Below are 16,107 nucleotides of genomic sequence, written 5' to 3'. Positions count from 1 at the left end.
ACGAGGGATGGAAATGTCGTATATCGTTGATTTTAAAAATGTGTCTACGGTTGGTTTAGAGTCTTCACCTGTAGTAGATGCGCTTGCTGGGTTACGCGCTAATGAAGCTCGTTATTTTATGAACAAATATGAGCATGAATTTACGGTTGTGCCAGCTAGCGAAAGTCAGGAGAGCCTTGACTATGTGAACCTAATTTTGAAAGAACGTGATATTGCGTTTGCGGCTAAGCCTTTAGAAACGTCGCGGTTTCAAGTGGAAAATATCCAATTTACCTATGTATTTTATGAAGATGGTCTTTCTGTTAATGTCATGTATACGGTTGATGACCCTAAGAAGCGGGCCGTTGGATTTAAGCTTTCTGAGGGGATGGAGATACCAAAGGAGTTAGAAGCGAAGTTTAAGTTTGCTAGGCAGAAGTCTAAATTAGCTGGAACCATTCGGGGCTCGTTTTTTGTAATTAAAGGGCAATATTAGATGGGAAACAAAATACAAAAGATCACGCCCAACCTGTGGTTCGACTCGCAAGCGGAAGAAGCGGCTAAGTTTTATATCTCCATATTTAATAATTCCAAGATGGGCAGAACCACTCGCTATGGCAAAGAAAGTTATGACAAGACATTTGAAGGAAAAGTTATGACCGTGGAGTTTCAACTGGAAGGTCAAGATTTCGTAGCATTAAATGGCGGCCCACACTTTAAGTTCACAGAGGCTATATCGTTTATTGTCCATTGTGATCATCAAGAAGAGTTGGATTATTTTTGGGAGAAGCTCTCTGACGGAGGAGACGAGAAGGCTCAAGTATGTGGGTGGTTGAAAGATCAGTTCGGCGTATCGTGGCAAATCATCCCCAGCAATTTAACAGACATGATATGCGACCCCGATCCGGAAAGATCTGAACGAGTGATGAAGGCAGTGCTTCAGACGAAGGCTAAAATTGATATGAAATCGTTAGAGCAAGCTTACGAGGGATAACGTAGATTAAGGCCATCTCACAAAGGATGGAGCACCGTGTTATAAATGACAAAAAAATGAAGAACCTTTGGTAAATAAAGGTTCTTCATTTTTTTTGTCAAAATTAGTCGAGATTAAGTGTGATTTATTGAAAAAAAAGGAAATGGGTCTAAAAACATAGAATGTTAATAAATGGTAGACCTAAGGTAAAGTAACATGTTTACAATTTAAGACAATAACTCAGGGGGAACTCGTCGATGGTATATGGAAATAAGTTTTTAAAAGTGCTGCTTGGTCTTTTTATTGCAGTTTCAGGGTTATTTATTGCTCAACCACAAGCTGAGGCGGCATCATATTCTGCTTATTGGTATCCGCAAGATAAAGTTGGATTGATGAAACCAACGATCGTGTTTGAATTTAAAAAAAGCGATATCACACCCGAATTCAGAAGTTATACGATGAAAATCGACCAAGTAAAGGTGGATGCACACTGGGACATGGGTAGTATGATCCTGTCTTATACGCCAGTGGCAGATTTAAAAGCGGGAGAGCACACCGTTAATATTGTATTGGAGCTTAAGGATATTGGCTATTTACCGATTGAGAAGAGTTGGACTTTTCAAATTGATGAAAAAGCGATCTCTGATTTGCCTTCAAAGCCTACGACCCAGCAATTAGAAGGCATTAAGGCGATAAACGATTACAGGGCTATGTATGAATTAAATCCCCTTACCTTCAATAAGAACCTAACGTATGCAGCAAAGCTGCATGCTCAATATTTAGAAACAAACAAGGTCGTCGAATCTGGGGTATCGATGCACGAAGAAAATAGTAAGCTTCCTGGCTATATCGGAAGTAAACTGAATGAGCGAGGTATGTACGCGGCTTATGCCGGTAGTTTCTATGAAGACGTATCTTATAATGGAAGCTCGCAAGTAACGATTACGCAAGCGATTGATGGTCTTTTCGATGCCCCTTATCACCGTACGCCATTCTTAACGCTTGATGCCGTAGAAGTTGGTCTCGATAAACAAGGTGATTATACGGTCATTGAATTTGGAATAAAGAATGAATGGAACTCGCGATTAGTCGTTTCTCCGGCTCCTGGCGATCCTTATGTTCCGATTGATTTTGATGGCCATGAGGCACCGGATCCAATACGTAACCATTCTGATACGAAGTACCCTGTCGGTTATCCGATCATGGCTCATCTATCAGGAAGATTTGTTAAAGATGTAAAATTAGTAGAATCCACGCTGACGGACAGTACGGGCAAGAAGCTGGACCTATTGCTGAATACGCCGACAGACGACGATCATCTGCAGAATGAGGTAATGTTGATTCCGACGAAGCCGCTCTCCCCAGATACGGTCTACACGGCATACGTTAAATTGTCTGTTATTGAAGATAATCAACCCAAAATCTATGAAAAGAAGTGGGAGTTTCGTACGGAACCTACTGATAATTTAGGGAAAAATAAATTGCATAGCGATTCTGCCGAGTATTTAAAGAAAATGAATGAACCTGGCAAGCTGCAACATGTGGTTTCTTTTGGACTAACAGATAATAAATTTATCTTGGATGATGTCAAGGTGCCTATGAAGCAAAAGCCTATCATTAAAGAAGGGAGCTCTTATCTTTGGATAAGAGATTTAGCAGGGGCACTCGGGGCATCTGTAACATGGGACGATAAACAGAAGGCAGCCGTATACACGAAACAAGGCAGGACCATAACACTCTATACGACCAAAAGTGCCTATGCACTAAATGGTGTGGAGGTTGCGACGGATTCCCCAGCCATTTTGGACAACAATTCTACGATTATTCCGGTGAGACTGCTATCTGAAGTGCTTGGAGCTAAGGTAGAATATGAGGATAAAACACGTACGGTAAAAATTAGTTATTAACTCTAGAGGTGGACGATTGGAGTATCATCCATGCCTTAACCCCTACGAAAGAGATCGTCGATAGCAGACGGTCTCTTTTCTCTATGTCTTAATATTTAGCAGAAAATAGAGAAAAGATCTCTTTGCCGATTGGAATAAGGGACCATTAGCATTTGATTTACATTTGCTTAAGCAGCACAGGAGATTATAGGTACAAACTACTATAAATTAATCATTTTAAAAATGAACTAATACAAAAGTACTATTTTATCGACAAAGTTCGTGTTATAATTTTCTGAAATAGGAAGGAGGGAAATAATACTAATAGAAACTGCCAATTACGAGCTATTGGCTTATTTTTGTATTTATTTTATTTTCAAAAAATTTTAATCATTCAATTCACCAGCATGTTTCCTTCAACGATAGGCCACTCCTCCACGTATAATCGATTTTCCACATTCCGCAAGTTGCTCAATTTATCATTCTTGCCTCACTAGAGATAGGGCTCACCGTATTGTACCTAAGCACTAAGTACATGTTTATCCGCATGGGGGGATAGAGCTTTGGAAGATCACAACGAGATGACATTAAGCTCATATATACATAAAAATACTTTTGATCTTTGGTTTTTTTTCTCCGTAGCACTGGAATTAGTGGAGTGGATTAGACAGCTGCATCTAAGCGGTGTCGTTTTGCATAATTTAAATCCTGAGAATATTCTCGTTAAACCCCAAGAGGGGCGTTTGAAGTTAAAGCTGACCCACGATTCCAGCTCAACCCGAATCGATGTGCTAACCTTGAAACTGCAAGAGGATCTCATCCAAATGTTTGCCTACATCTCACCAGAGCAGACCGGTCGCATGAAGTGGAAGATTGATCAACGCAGCGATTTGTATACTTTAGGTGTGCTTTTTTATGAATTGTTGACAGGGGAACTTCCTTTTAAGGCTAACACAGCAAATGAGTGGATACATGCCCATATGGCATTGCTTCCACTTCCTCCGAGCGTAGTTAAACGGGGAGTTCCACAATTGTTAAGCGATCTCGTGATGAAGTTGCTTTCAAAAACAGTGGGGAGGCGTTATCAAAGTGCTTATGGTCTTCAGGAAGATTTGCAAAAATGCTCTGATCAGTTAAAGCAGTATGGAATGATCGAGCCCTTCCCACTAGGTATAACAGATAAACTAAGCTGTTTTCGGCTACCAGATAAGCTTTATGGCCGAGAAAAAGAGTTGCAGGAACTGCTAGACGCTTATGAACGCACCTGCTCGGGTTCCAAGGAGATCTTGTTCATCGGCGGTCATGCGGGAAGTGGTAAAACGACGTTAGTCCAAGCAATTCAAACGTCCGTTATGCATAATAAGGGGTACTTTATTTCAGGTAAGTTTGACTCATTAAATCCATCGATCCCGTATGCATCACTTATCGCGGCGTTTCGTGATTTAATAAGGAAGTTACTGACAGAGGACGAAGACAATATTTTCTTATGGCGAAAAAAGATTTTAGAGGCAGTAGGACATTGCGGAATCGTTCTTATTGAAGTGATAGCCGAGTTAGCCTTGATCATAGGAGAACAACCCCAAGTCGAGGCACTGCCCCCAGTAGAAGCGACGAACCGATTCCAAACGTTGTTTTGTAATTTTATTAAGGTCTTTGCAGATATGAAGTATCCATTGGTAATTTGGCTGGATAATTTGCAATGGGCTGATTCAGCCTCGCTTGATTTGCTTAGGGTTTTAATGAATGATCCATCGAATAAGTATCTTTTCCTCATCGGGACATTTCGAAATAATGAAGTAGATGAAAGCCACGAATTAACTGGCATGTTTTTGGACATCTCGCCTACAAGGTCTATTGGTTTCATCAATCTAGAAGCGCTGGGTTATCTAAGCGTAATCCAATATGTTGGTGATGCGCTTCATACCGACCAGAGCAGGATAGTGTCGTTGGCAAAAATCCTATATCAAAAAACAGCGGGGAATCCCTTTTATTTAAAGCAAATGCTGCAAATTTTTTATGAGAAAAAGCTAATTTATTTCAATTCGGACCAGAAGCGATGGGAGTGGCAGATACAAGAGATTAGAGAATGCGACGGCTTTCAGGATGTCATTAGCCTGATCATGGGCAGGTTTGACACGCTTCCGGATGAAACTCGTGAAGTACTGCGTTTAGCGGGTTGTATTGGAAATTCTTTTGATATTCACATGTTATCCATGATATGTGGGCAGGAGACGGATCAGACGGAACAGGATTTATTGCCCGCATTACGTGTAGGTTTGGTATTAATTGAAAAGGATCGCTATGTTTTCTTGCATGATCAGGTGCAGAGGGCCGCCTATGATCTCATACCGAAAAAAGAGAAGAAGCAAGTCCATTTGACAATGGGCCGATTCATGCTTTGTTATTTTCAGTCGGATTCTTGGGATGAGCATCTATTTGAGGTCGTACATCATCTGAATTTAGGCAGCGAGCTTATGACGGACAAGACGGAAATTGAACATTTGGCCATGCTTTGTCTCCGAGCAGGAAGAAAGGCTAAAGCCTCTGCAGCCTATGTTCAGGCATTGGAACTATTAGAGAAGGGTGCTCAATTAATTGCAGCCGAGGGATGGTCCCAGCACTTTGATCTATATGCCAAACTCTTGATTGAAAGCTCGGAATGCCAGTACTTCTGCGGTCACTTTGACCAGGCGGAAACAGTTCTAGAGCAGTTATTGCTAAATGTCAAAGACGTTACAGATAGAGCCAAGATCTATGTTATCCAGATTACGATGTATGCATTTCAAAAAAAAGTGAGAGAAGCAAGCGACATTGCTCTAAAAGCGATGGCTGAGTTTGGGCTTCGTATTCCCTCCAAATCCTCGCGTCTATCCATTATGGGGGAGATTATCTACACACAATTAAAGCTTGCGAGAAAACGGAGTCATTTAAAGGACTTATCGCTGAGCCAAGAGCCCATGTATAAAGCATTAGCGGAAATTGTTATGGCCTCATCATCGATATTATTTGTTGTCAATGAGGAACTAGCTGTGATTTTGTTTGCAAAATACGTACGAATGTCTTTGAACCAGGGTCACTCCGATGCGTTGGCTATTGCGCTTGGTTCTTATGCCATTACGTTAGCCTTTGGATTTAAATGTTATGGAACTGCGTTACGCCTAGCCGAGATCGCGCTTCATTATTCCGAAAAAACGGATAGCTGCCTTCTAAAAGGGAAAATCCAAGTAATTGTAGGACTCATATTACAATTTGTACGCCCGCAGGAAGCGGGTTCTTATTTTCAGAAAGCGGGACAGTTAAGTTTGGAAGGCGGTGATTTGCTTTATGCTGGACATGCCCTTTCCTGCCAATTAATTACGGGCAGCAAGGATCTGCGGCACTTAAGTCAAATATGTGAAACGAATGCTGTGAAAACTGCTCGAGCTTTGGATAAATTGACGTTGAGGGTATTGAATCAAACCATGCAATACGTTGATCTCTTACAAAACACGACGGATTCCGACCATCTGAGTTTCAACAAAGGGCATTTTGACGAGAGCGAACTGAAGCAGGAAGAATTCGTAGTAACTCAGCAAAAAGTAAACCTATATTATTATTACACCTGTAAGCTAGAGATTTTTTATTTATATGCCCATTACTCGGAAGCTGTGGCAATAGCGGAACAATCGAAGGACCTCGAGGCGGCTGTGCTGGTGCCAGTTAAGCAGAAGCACTGCTTCTATCATGCATTAGCGATTATAGCTATATATCCGAGTGCTCCGTATCGTTCGAGATGCGGCTATCGTAAAATACTTAATCAGTTACTGGCTCAAATGAAACAATGGACAAAGCTCGTTCCGGAAAGCACATTGTCTAAATATTGGGCCATGCTTGCGGAATTGGCTGTTTTGGATCAAGAATATGCTAGAGCGGCGACGCTGTATAATCAAGCTATTCAATGGGCGCAAGATAACGAATGTTCGCAGGATGAAGCGATTGTAAATGAACGGGCAGCGCTCTATTACTTTCAGATAGATAATCATAAAAAGGCGGAGGCGCACCTTAAGGATGCCTGTAGGGCCTACTTTAAATGGGGGGCATTAGGAAAGCTGAAAAGTTTACAGGAACGCTATCCAATACTAAGGACCCTCTCCTTTAATGAGTTGAATGAGTCCGAAGATCGTAGCGGCCATGCAACGGAAGGAGCCGCGGCAGTTGATAAAAGTCTCAATAATGGATTTAATAGCGAATTAGACATGGATACGCTTCGACAGGCTTCCAAAATTGTATCCAAGGGCAAGGCTGAGAAAGAGTTGTTGAAAGATTTTCTTAATCTGGCCATGAATAATGCTGGCGCCGAAAGGGGGTGTATCCTTTTAGGAATCGAGGGGGCATGGATCGTAGAGGCCGAGAAGGACATCAACCATAATAAAGAGAGCCCTGGGGATGCCAGAGCCCGCTTTTCAACATCGGTGGCACAATTCGTGATGCGAACACGGGAATCCATCATTCTTGGCAATGCGCGTCAAAGTATATTTGTATCAGATTCTTATATTCGACTGAATCAACCCAAATCGATTCTGTGCTTGCCTTTTCGATATCCGGATCACAGAGATGGCATTCTGTACTTGGAAAACAACTTAACATCCGATGCATTTACTGCAGATCGTTTGGAAGTATTAGAGATGGTATTCTCGCGAATGGCCTATATAAGAATCAATTCCCTTGAGGATGCAAAAAGTGTTGAAGTCATGGAATCACCTACTTTGGTTGAATCGCTTTCGAGTCGAGAAATAGAAATTCTTCGTCTACTGGCAGAGGGCTTGTCCAATAAGGAAGTTGCCTTGCGGTTAGAAATAACGGAAGGGACCGTAAAAAGTCACGCTTTCAACATATATGGAAAGCTGCAAGTAAATCGAAGGGTACAAGCAATCTCCAAAGCAAGAGAGCTCCAACTATTGGACTAATGGTGTTAATTCCTGTTGAAGCAACTCTCCCCGCACAATAGGGATGTCTTGAGGTGCTTCGATTGCAAGGCGTAAGTGGCCCTCATCACTTTTAATAACTCTAACAATGATCTTCTCGTCAATCACGATGAATTGACCTGGTTTTCTACCAACGACCAGCATCTTATGCACTCCTTAAATCGTATTTTTTCATGAGACTCGTTAGCCTCGGTAATGAGTATTATCTTAATTTGTTCCCATGAAAAAGTAATCAGACGAAAGTTACAGCGGATTAAAAATTTTAAATATGGCAGCAAAAGAAGGCGAAAGTCCTTTGTTTTCGGTAGAAATGAGAGGGTTGAATTCATCCATAAAGAAAGTTGGAGGATGATTTTACAGAGGAGTATAACGAAAGTTATATTCGATTTTATTCGACAAGAACTGTGAAAAAAAGTTCTAGGTGAAATTTGGTGTCAAATTATAGAATTAAATTTTAAAATAGGTATTAACAATTCAACTATTTCCGCCGATATATGAGGTAAAGGATATCATATCCACTCAAGGACGAGTGAATAAGCATGGCATTTTTTCAGGTTGCATGAAAAAATACCTATGCGAATTTACTCGTCTTTTTGTGTTTTTTAGATAGAGAGATTTGAAGCAATAACAATAGCATAGAGACTTACGGATGAGCAAACAGCTCGATTGTCAATCTTCAGGATGAAGACGGACATCGAGTCGTTTGCTCATCTTTTTTTTTCATACTAACTCATAGGGAGATGAGATGGATGTTGGTTTTGGGAAGAAGACCTGGAGAGTATGTGTTGATTGACGGCAAGATTATGGTGAAAGTCATAAAAAGTGAAGAGGGGCATTTGCGCCTAGCGATCGATGCACCGCGGGATATTTCTATTGTTCGTGGAGAGCTGTATGAAGAGGAAATGAAAAATAAACATATAGATATCGAATAAGATTACCTTCCATTCAAGGCCGAGTGGTGTGGATCAGGGATGAGCGGGGTTACGGATCTTACAATTCATGTTGGATAAGCGCGCAATCCAACGAGCAATTGTGGGAACGTATCCCAAAGCTTTAATGAATGCAAACGGATGTGTATTCAAAAACCCACATGGAGGTAGTTAATTATGAGAATTAATCACAACATTACAGCAACAAACACGCACCGTCAGTTGAGCACGAACACAGCAAACCAAAGCAAATCTATCGAGAAATTGTCTTCCGGTCTTCGCATTAACCGTGCAGGTGATGACGCAGCAGGTCTAGCAATTTCCGAAAAAATGCGCGGTCAAATCCGCGGTTTAGATCAAGCTTCCCGTAACGCGCAAGATGGAATCTCTTTGATTCAAACAGCTGAGGGTGCACTTAGCGAAACTCACGACATTCTTCAACGTATGCGTGAGCTATCTGTACAAGCAGCTAACGGTACGAACACAGCGAATGACCGTGATGCGATTCAGTCAGAAGTAAACCAATTGACTTCTGAAATCAACCGTATCGGTAATACAACTGAGTTCAATAATCTTAAATTGCTAAACGGAAAAATTAACGTGACACCAGCTGTTACAGCAAATGTTAAGGGTGGACATCTTTCTTCCGGTAACATCGACATTCTAGCTGCTGCTACGCAAGCTACAGCGAAAGGTAGTGCTCTTACTAGCACTTCAACACAAATTTCTGCAGTAGGCGGACCAACAGTTACTGGTACAAAAGCATTCACTACGCCAGGCGTTGCTGACTCCGGTCCAAACGTTGGCGAGACGAAGGCTGTTCTTACAGGCGCAACGCTAACTGCACAAAACGTTGGTGCATTTCCTCCTTCAGTTACAGGTACGAATGACTATGCAACTGCAGTAGGACCTAACCTTGCGACTACAGGTGCAACAGCAGTTGGTTCTACAGTTCTAACGGGGAACTCTAATTTCAAAGTCTCGTCTTCTGTACATCAAGAGGCAGTTGGAACAACTGCGTATTCCGTGGCCGGTGCTGCACCTGGTGAAGTTGTAGGTCCGAATGTTACCGCTGCGAATAACGAACTTACATTTACATCCAATGGGACATCACACACTGTCACTTTGACTGTCAAGAACTATGACGGAGCATTGGCTGGAGATGGCGTTAATGATTTCGTAGCTGATCTTCAAACTGCGATGCAAGTAGCCGATCCTGATGTTACTGTAAGCTACAATGCAACAAGCGGGAAAATAGAGTTTGGTTATTCAGGAGCAAGCCAAGATTTCAGCATCGATGGCGGTAATTTAACATCGCACCTTGGTGGTATACCAGCAACAACGGATTACGTGCAAAATGACACGTTATCATTGACTGTAAATGGTACGACTAAAAACATTACGTTGGCATCTGCTGGTTACGATTTAACAGCAGGCGCAGGAAAAACAGCTTTCTTGGCTGATCTTAACACAAAACTGGACGCTCAATTCGGGGCGGGTAGCGTTGTTGGATCATTTGATGGATCAGGTAAGTTGAAGTTGACTGACGGTGCTACAGGTTCCGGAAGCACGATTACCAGTATTACGGGTAACGGAGCAGCATCGCTTGGGTTGGATACTGCGACACTTACGCAAGGTACTGAAAATAACTCCTTAACATTAACGTATGGCGGCGTACAAAAGACCATCACAATGGGAGTGAAGAACTACGATAACAGTGGTGCTGGTACAACGACAGCGGATTTCCTAACGGATCTAAACGCTAAGCTGACAACAGCATATGGCGCAGGTAAAGTTACTGCTTCCTTAGATGGAAGCAATAATATTAAATTCACAACACAAAATGCTGGTGACACGCTATCGCTTGACAATGGCGGTTTGCTTGATAAAGTGGTAAAAAACAGCGCGGCTGACACTTTGACTGCTAGTACACCAGTTGCTAACAACACGCTGTCCTTGTCTGTGAATGGTACGAACAAAACAATCACATTGTCAGGGAACTATACAGACCTTACTAATGCTGGTCAGCAAGCTAGCTTCATAACGGATATCAATGCTAAGTTGGATACTGCATTTGGCGCAGGAAATGTTGCCGCATCATTCAGCAGTGGTAAATTGGTACTTACCGACAATACAACTGGTACTGCGAGCACTATCGATAACATCGGTGGTACAGCAGCAACAGCTCTAGGCTTGAGCGGCAGTGCGCAAGGAACAGAGTCCAACAAGCTGGATTTAACGTACAATGGTGTATCAAAAACAGTAACACTTGCTACAGCTGATTATAGTGCTGGCGGAAATGACAAAGCGACTGACTTCCTTGCTGACATTCAATCCAAATTGGATACAGCATTCGGAGCAGGCAACATCAATGCAAGCTTTGATGCTAACAATAAAGTAGTCTTCGCAGCTAAGAATACGTCCGACACATTATCTATTGATGGTGGTGGAGCGGCAGCCCTTTTGAAAGCAGCTCCTGCGGATTCCTTTACAACAGGCGTGTCAGGCAGTAACAATGCGCTGAATATTACTGCAAATGGTGTTAGCAAAAGCATTACATTGGCTGATGCAACGTATGATTTCACTAACGCTACAGACAAAACTAACTTCCTTGCTGATCTAAACGGGAAGTTGAACACGGCATTTGGAGCAGGAAATATTGTTGCTTCCTTTGATGCAAGCAACAAATTGACATTAACAAACGGCTTATCGGGATCTGAAAGCAGCATTACTTCAGTTACTGGTTCTGCAGCTAACGCTTTAGGCTTAACTTCCACGACTAATACGCAAGGAAGCAATGCTAACAATACAGGAACAATCACAATTGATGGAACTGCTGTTAACATTACACTTGCGGCTCAAAATTACACAACTGGTGGTCTAGCATCTGATCTTCAATCGCAAATTCGTGCAACTGCAGGTCTTGAGAATGCATCTGTAAACTTTACGGACGGAGCATTCCAAATTACTTCCGGTACTAACGGAGCTGGTGGAAGTGTAAGCATTTCAGCTGGCGACTTGGCGAAAACATTGAAGCTAGATGTATCCAATGCAACTAGCACTGCGGGCGCTGCTACTGCAGATAAAGGTTTGCGTTTCCAAGTAGGCGCAAATGCTGAGCAAACGATTGCTGTAGGTGTATCTGATATGCGTAGCCAAGCATTAAATATCAGTGATTCTGCTACGGGGACTGTAACAGCTAGTGATGGCAAAACAGCATCCTACACAGCAGTATCAACAGTAACGGATGGCACTAGCAACACTAACACAGAATTTGCGTTGGATATATCCTCCACTGAAAAAGCCACCGCTGCTATTAGCGTATTGGATGATGCGATTAACGCAGTGTCTACACAACGTGCGAGCTTAGGTGCTTACCAAAACCGTTTGGAACATACAATTAACAATTTGAATACGTCTTCCGAGAACTTAACGGCTGCAGAATCTCGTATTCGTGACGTAGACATGGCGAAAGAAATGATGAACCAATCTAAAGCTAGTATCCTGGCACAAGCTGCACAAGCGATGCTTGCTCAAGCGAATCAACAACCTCAAGGCGTTCTTCAATTACTTCGTGGCTAATCATAGCTTTATCAAAAGGGGCTCTAGAATTTCTAGAGCCTTTTTTTATTTTGAGATTGGGTGAACAAAAAAGGAAACATATTTCCATTTGTGTTCATAGAGACTATACTTCAATAGAGACAATTAGAAGAAAGAAACGGCATTTCGCATAATCTATTGTACATAGAAAGAGAGCACACCCATAATGAATAAGAAAACGCTGTTTAATAATGGATGGGAATTTGCCAAAAGCGGCCTAGAAGTTACTGAAAGCGCTGCTTTGGAGTTTGAGCCGGTTGATATCCCCCATGATTGGCTGATCTATAATACTTTAGATTTGTACGAAAATAGCATTGGTTGGTATCGTAAGCGGTTTACCAGTACGAAAGAAGCCAATTCGATCCTATTGTGCTTCGATGGCGTTTATATGGACTCATCCCTCTATGTGAATGGTCAATTTATAGGGGAATGGAAGAATGGTTATTCTTCTTTTGAACACGAGATTACAGATGCGCTGATGGATGGCGAGAATGAAGTTCTAGTGAAGGTGGTACACCAGAGTCCGAATAGCAGATGGTACTCGGGGGCTGGTATCTATCGGAATGTGTGGCTGAAAACAAGAGATCGGAGTCATATTGTCACGGATGGCATTTATATATCAACGAAACAGGAAGCGGATGGCTGGCAGGTAGAGATTGAGACAGAGATGAGCATCCATGAAGATGTGCAAATCTCACATACGCTTTTATATAAGGATCAAATAATCATATCGGCCTCAGAGAAAGTTGTTGCAGGGGGCATCACCGGCTTACGTCAGCAGCAACGGCTAGTGGTGAAAGAGCCATTATTATGGAGCACAGATACTCCTCATTTGTATCAGGTTATTACGCAATTGCAGCTAATTGAGGCAGATCAAACCCTAGAAACGATAACTCAGCATATCGGGTTTCGAGACATCACCCTTGATCCTCAGCAAGGTTTTCACTTAAATGGAACGAAGATGAAACTAAATGGGGTTTGTGAGCATCATGATCTCGGAGCCTTAGGAGCTGCGTTTAATAAGGAGGCACTGAGAAGAAGGTTTGTGATTTTGAAGGAAATGGGCGTTAACGCGATTCGAACGGCTCACAATATGCCTGCGGTAGAATTGATGGATTTGGCAGATGAGATGGGACTGCTGGTCGTCTCGGAAGCTTTTGATATGTGGGAAAGATCCAAAACGCCTTATGATTACGCAAGATTTTTTAAAGAATGGGCTCCTAGCGATGTGAAAAGCTGGGTTATGCGAGATCGGAATCGTCCGAGCTTGCTGATGTGGAGCATTGGCAATGAGATTTATGATACGCATGCAGACGCGAGAGGGCAAGAAATAACGAAAATGCTCATGGATGAAGTATTGAAATATGACCCTATGCAAAATGGACGCGCGACCATTGGCTCGAATTATATGCCTTGGGAGAACGCTCAGAAATGCGCGGATATCGTAAAGGTTGCCGGATATAATTACGCAGAGAAATATTATCACAAGCACCATGAGGAACATCCAGATTGGATCATCTATGGCAGTGAGACAGCCTCTGTTGTACAAAGTAGGGGGATCTATCATTTCCCTTTTGAAAGATCGATTCTTGCTGATGATGACGAGCAATGTTCGGCACTAGGGAACAGTTCAACGAGCTGGGGAGCCAAGTCGGCAGAAGCATGTATTTTAGCTGAAAGAAACGCACCCTTCTCTCTCGGTCAATTCATATGGACGGGCTTTGACTATATCGGAGAACCAACGCCTTATCATACGAAGAATTCTTATTTTGGGCAGATCGATACAGCTACTTTTAAAAAGGATTCTTACTACATCTATCAAGCAGCATGGACAGATTACAAGAGGAAGCCAATGGTGCATATTTTCCCCTATTGGGATTTCAATGAAGGTCAACTGATTGATGTTCGTGTGTGTTCGAATGCGCCGACAATCGAGCTGCAATTCAATGGTACTACCATTGGTACTCACGTTATTGACCATGCGAATGGCACTCAACTTGTGGGCTGGTGGAAGCTTCCTTATGCAAAAGGTGAATTAAAAGCGATAGCCTACGATGAAACAGGCCATGTGATTGCGACCGATGTTATCAAATCCTTTGGTGATGCGAAGAAGATTGTTTTGCAAGCGGATAAGGAGACAATGATTGCGAACGGTACGGACTTAATCTTTGTAGAAATATCCATGGAAGATGAAGCGGGCCATCCTGTAGCGAATGCGAATAATCGCGTGCGTGTTGATGTGACAGGAGCGGGACGTCTAATTGGACTGGACAATGGCGACAGTGCCGACACTGACCCGTACAAAGGGTTAAGTAGAAGATTATTCAGTGGCAAGCTCATGGCCATCATAGCGGCAACGTTAGAACCCGGAAAGATTGGGATCGAAGTGTCTTCCCTGGGTTTTGAAAACCAGATAGCTGAATTGGAGTCTCTTCCAGTAAGGGATGGGGTTACAGAGGGGACTTCTGCTCATACGAGGAACATAGAGTTGCCTTATGTCATGGGAAATAAAGAGGAAATACCGCTTCGGAAGATGGACATCATAAGTGATCTTGGCCAAATGTTTGATCCAACACGACAAGAAATGGTTGTACGGGCTGAGCTATATCCTACAGATACTTCTTATCAAGAAGTGGAGTGGCAAGTTGTGAATGATGCAGGGATTGCTTCCAACATTGCGAAAGTAGAAGCGTCTGCGCATGAAGCAAAGATTACGGCTTTAGGTGATGGCGAGTTCCGACTTCGCTGCATGAGTAAGAACGGCACGGACAAGACAAAGCTTATTTCCCAGCTGGAATTCAAGGCAGTTGGACTCGGCACAGCCTACAAAGATCCTTATGCATTTATATCTGCAGGACTCTATGATTATAGTAAAGGTGAAGTTGGCAACGGAAACGAAAGAGGCGTAGCTACAAGTAGAGATGGCGAAACCCAAGTAGGTTTTCATGAGATAGACTTTGGTGCGTATGGCTCGGATACGATTACGGCTTCCATTTTTGCTTTATCAAGTGACCCGTATGCTGTGCAGATTTGGGAAGGAATGCCTGATGAAGAGGGCAGTGCGTTAGTAGCGGATGTCATATATCAAAAAGAATCCAAGTGGAACGTGTATCAAGAAGAGACCTATCGCTTATCCAAAAGACTTCGCGGTATTACTTCGATTTGCTTCGTCCTCCGCCAGAAGGTGCACATTAAGGGGTTTTCTTTTGAAAAGAAGAATAGGGCCTTCGAGCAAAATATCGCTACGGAGTGCGACCGCATTTATGGGGATACGTTCACAATCACCGAGAATAGTGTGGAAGGTATCGGAAATAATGTTTCCCTCGAGTTTGAACATATGGATTTTACGAGTGAGGGTCCTGCGAAGCTTGTCGTATATGGCAGGTCACCTATTGATAAGAACACCATTCATATTCGATTCGCTACTGATGAGGGTGAAAGTGTTCAACTGATTGATTTTGTACAGTCTGAGGGGTACGTAGAGCAAGTATTTGCATTGGAAAAAGTGACCGGCATACAAAAAGTGACCTTTATCTTTCTGCCAGGAAGCCATTTTGACTTTGGATGGTTCCGGTTTGAGCGGTAGGAGGGTGTATGACTGTGTTGTCAGCAATTATTATAAATTGGAACTAATTTTCAACCACCTTGCGAGTCTAGCTTGGTGGTCTTTCTTTCGTATCGTTGCCGCATATTAAAGCTACCCAACACATATCAACTTTAAAGTTTAAACTTCAAATTTCAACCGCTAAAGTTTAAACTCTAAACTTTAACATTCA

The 16,107-nt window shown here is 42.5% G+C and carries 8 protein-coding genes and 1 pseudogene; 8 read left to right on the top strand and 1 reads right to left on the bottom strand.

Going from position 1 to position 16,107, the window contains the following annotated elements:
• Nucleotides 1-13 precede the first annotated feature (13 nt).
• From AC58QO_RS20215 to AC58QO_RS20200, 4 genes are all read left to right on the top strand, one after another.
• Nucleotides 14-475: a DUF8821 family protein gene (locus AC58QO_RS20215; RefSeq protein ID WP_497268657.1), complete on the top strand. Its 462-nt coding sequence runs from the start codon at nucleotides 14-16 to the stop codon at nucleotides 473-475.
• Complete coding sequence (locus AC58QO_RS20210) at nucleotides 476-973, top strand: VOC family protein (RefSeq protein ID WP_497268655.1); 498 nt, start codon at nucleotides 476-478, stop codon at nucleotides 971-973.
• Between the two features lie 236 nt (nucleotides 974-1,209).
• The gene (locus AC58QO_RS20205) at nucleotides 1,210-2,859 is read left to right on the top strand and encodes a stalk domain-containing protein (RefSeq protein WP_497268654.1); all 1,650 of its coding nucleotides are present in this window, start codon (nucleotides 1,210-1,212) and stop codon (nucleotides 2,857-2,859) included.
• Between the two features lie 542 nt (nucleotides 2,860-3,401).
• Nucleotides 3,402-7,784 (top strand): AAA family ATPase, encoded by a 4,383-nt coding sequence (locus tag AC58QO_RS20200; RefSeq protein ID WP_497268652.1) that lies wholly within the window; start codon nucleotides 3,402-3,404, stop codon nucleotides 7,782-7,784.
• On the opposite strand, the gene AC58QO_RS20195 is transcribed toward AC58QO_RS20200, so the two are convergent.
• The gene (locus tag AC58QO_RS20195) at nucleotides 7,773-7,946 is read right to left on the bottom strand and encodes a carbon storage regulator (protein ID WP_497268650.1); all 174 of its coding nucleotides are present in this window, start codon (nucleotides 7,944-7,946) and stop codon (nucleotides 7,773-7,775) included. The genes AC58QO_RS20200 and AC58QO_RS20195 overlap by 12 nt on opposite strands.
• A 605-nt stretch (nucleotides 7,947-8,551) precedes the next feature.
• Between AC58QO_RS20195 and AC58QO_RS20190 the strand changes: the two genes are divergently transcribed.
• The 4 genes and pseudogenes from AC58QO_RS20190 to AC58QO_RS20175 all read left to right on the top strand — a co-directional run bounded on the left by AC58QO_RS20190 (nucleotide 8,552) and on the right by AC58QO_RS20175 (nucleotide 15,917).
• Complete coding sequence (locus AC58QO_RS20190; protein ID WP_497268648.1) at nucleotides 8,552-8,734, top strand: carbon storage regulator; 183 nt, start codon at nucleotides 8,552-8,554, stop codon at nucleotides 8,732-8,734.
• Nucleotides 8,735-8,908: 174 nt separating this feature from the next.
• Nucleotides 8,909-9,323 (top strand): annotated as a pseudogene (locus AC58QO_RS20185) (flagellin N-terminal helical domain-containing protein); the annotation flags it as partial.
• Between the two features lie 608 nt (nucleotides 9,324-9,931).
• Entirely contained in the window at nucleotides 9,932-12,313 is a 2,382-nt protein-coding gene (locus tag AC58QO_RS20180; RefSeq protein WP_497268730.1) for a flagellin, read from the top strand.
• Between the two features lie 184 nt (nucleotides 12,314-12,497).
• A complete protein-coding gene (locus AC58QO_RS20175; RefSeq protein WP_497268646.1) occupies nucleotides 12,498-15,917 on the top strand; it encodes a glycoside hydrolase family 2 TIM barrel-domain containing protein in 3,420 nt (1,139 codons plus the stop codon).
• Nucleotides 15,918-16,107 lie beyond the last annotated feature (190 nt).

Source organism: Paenibacillus sp. J31R30, from assembly GCF_059692115.1.
Note: the sequence above shows the minus strand (reverse complement) of the source record. Positions and strands in the feature narration are given on the sequence as shown.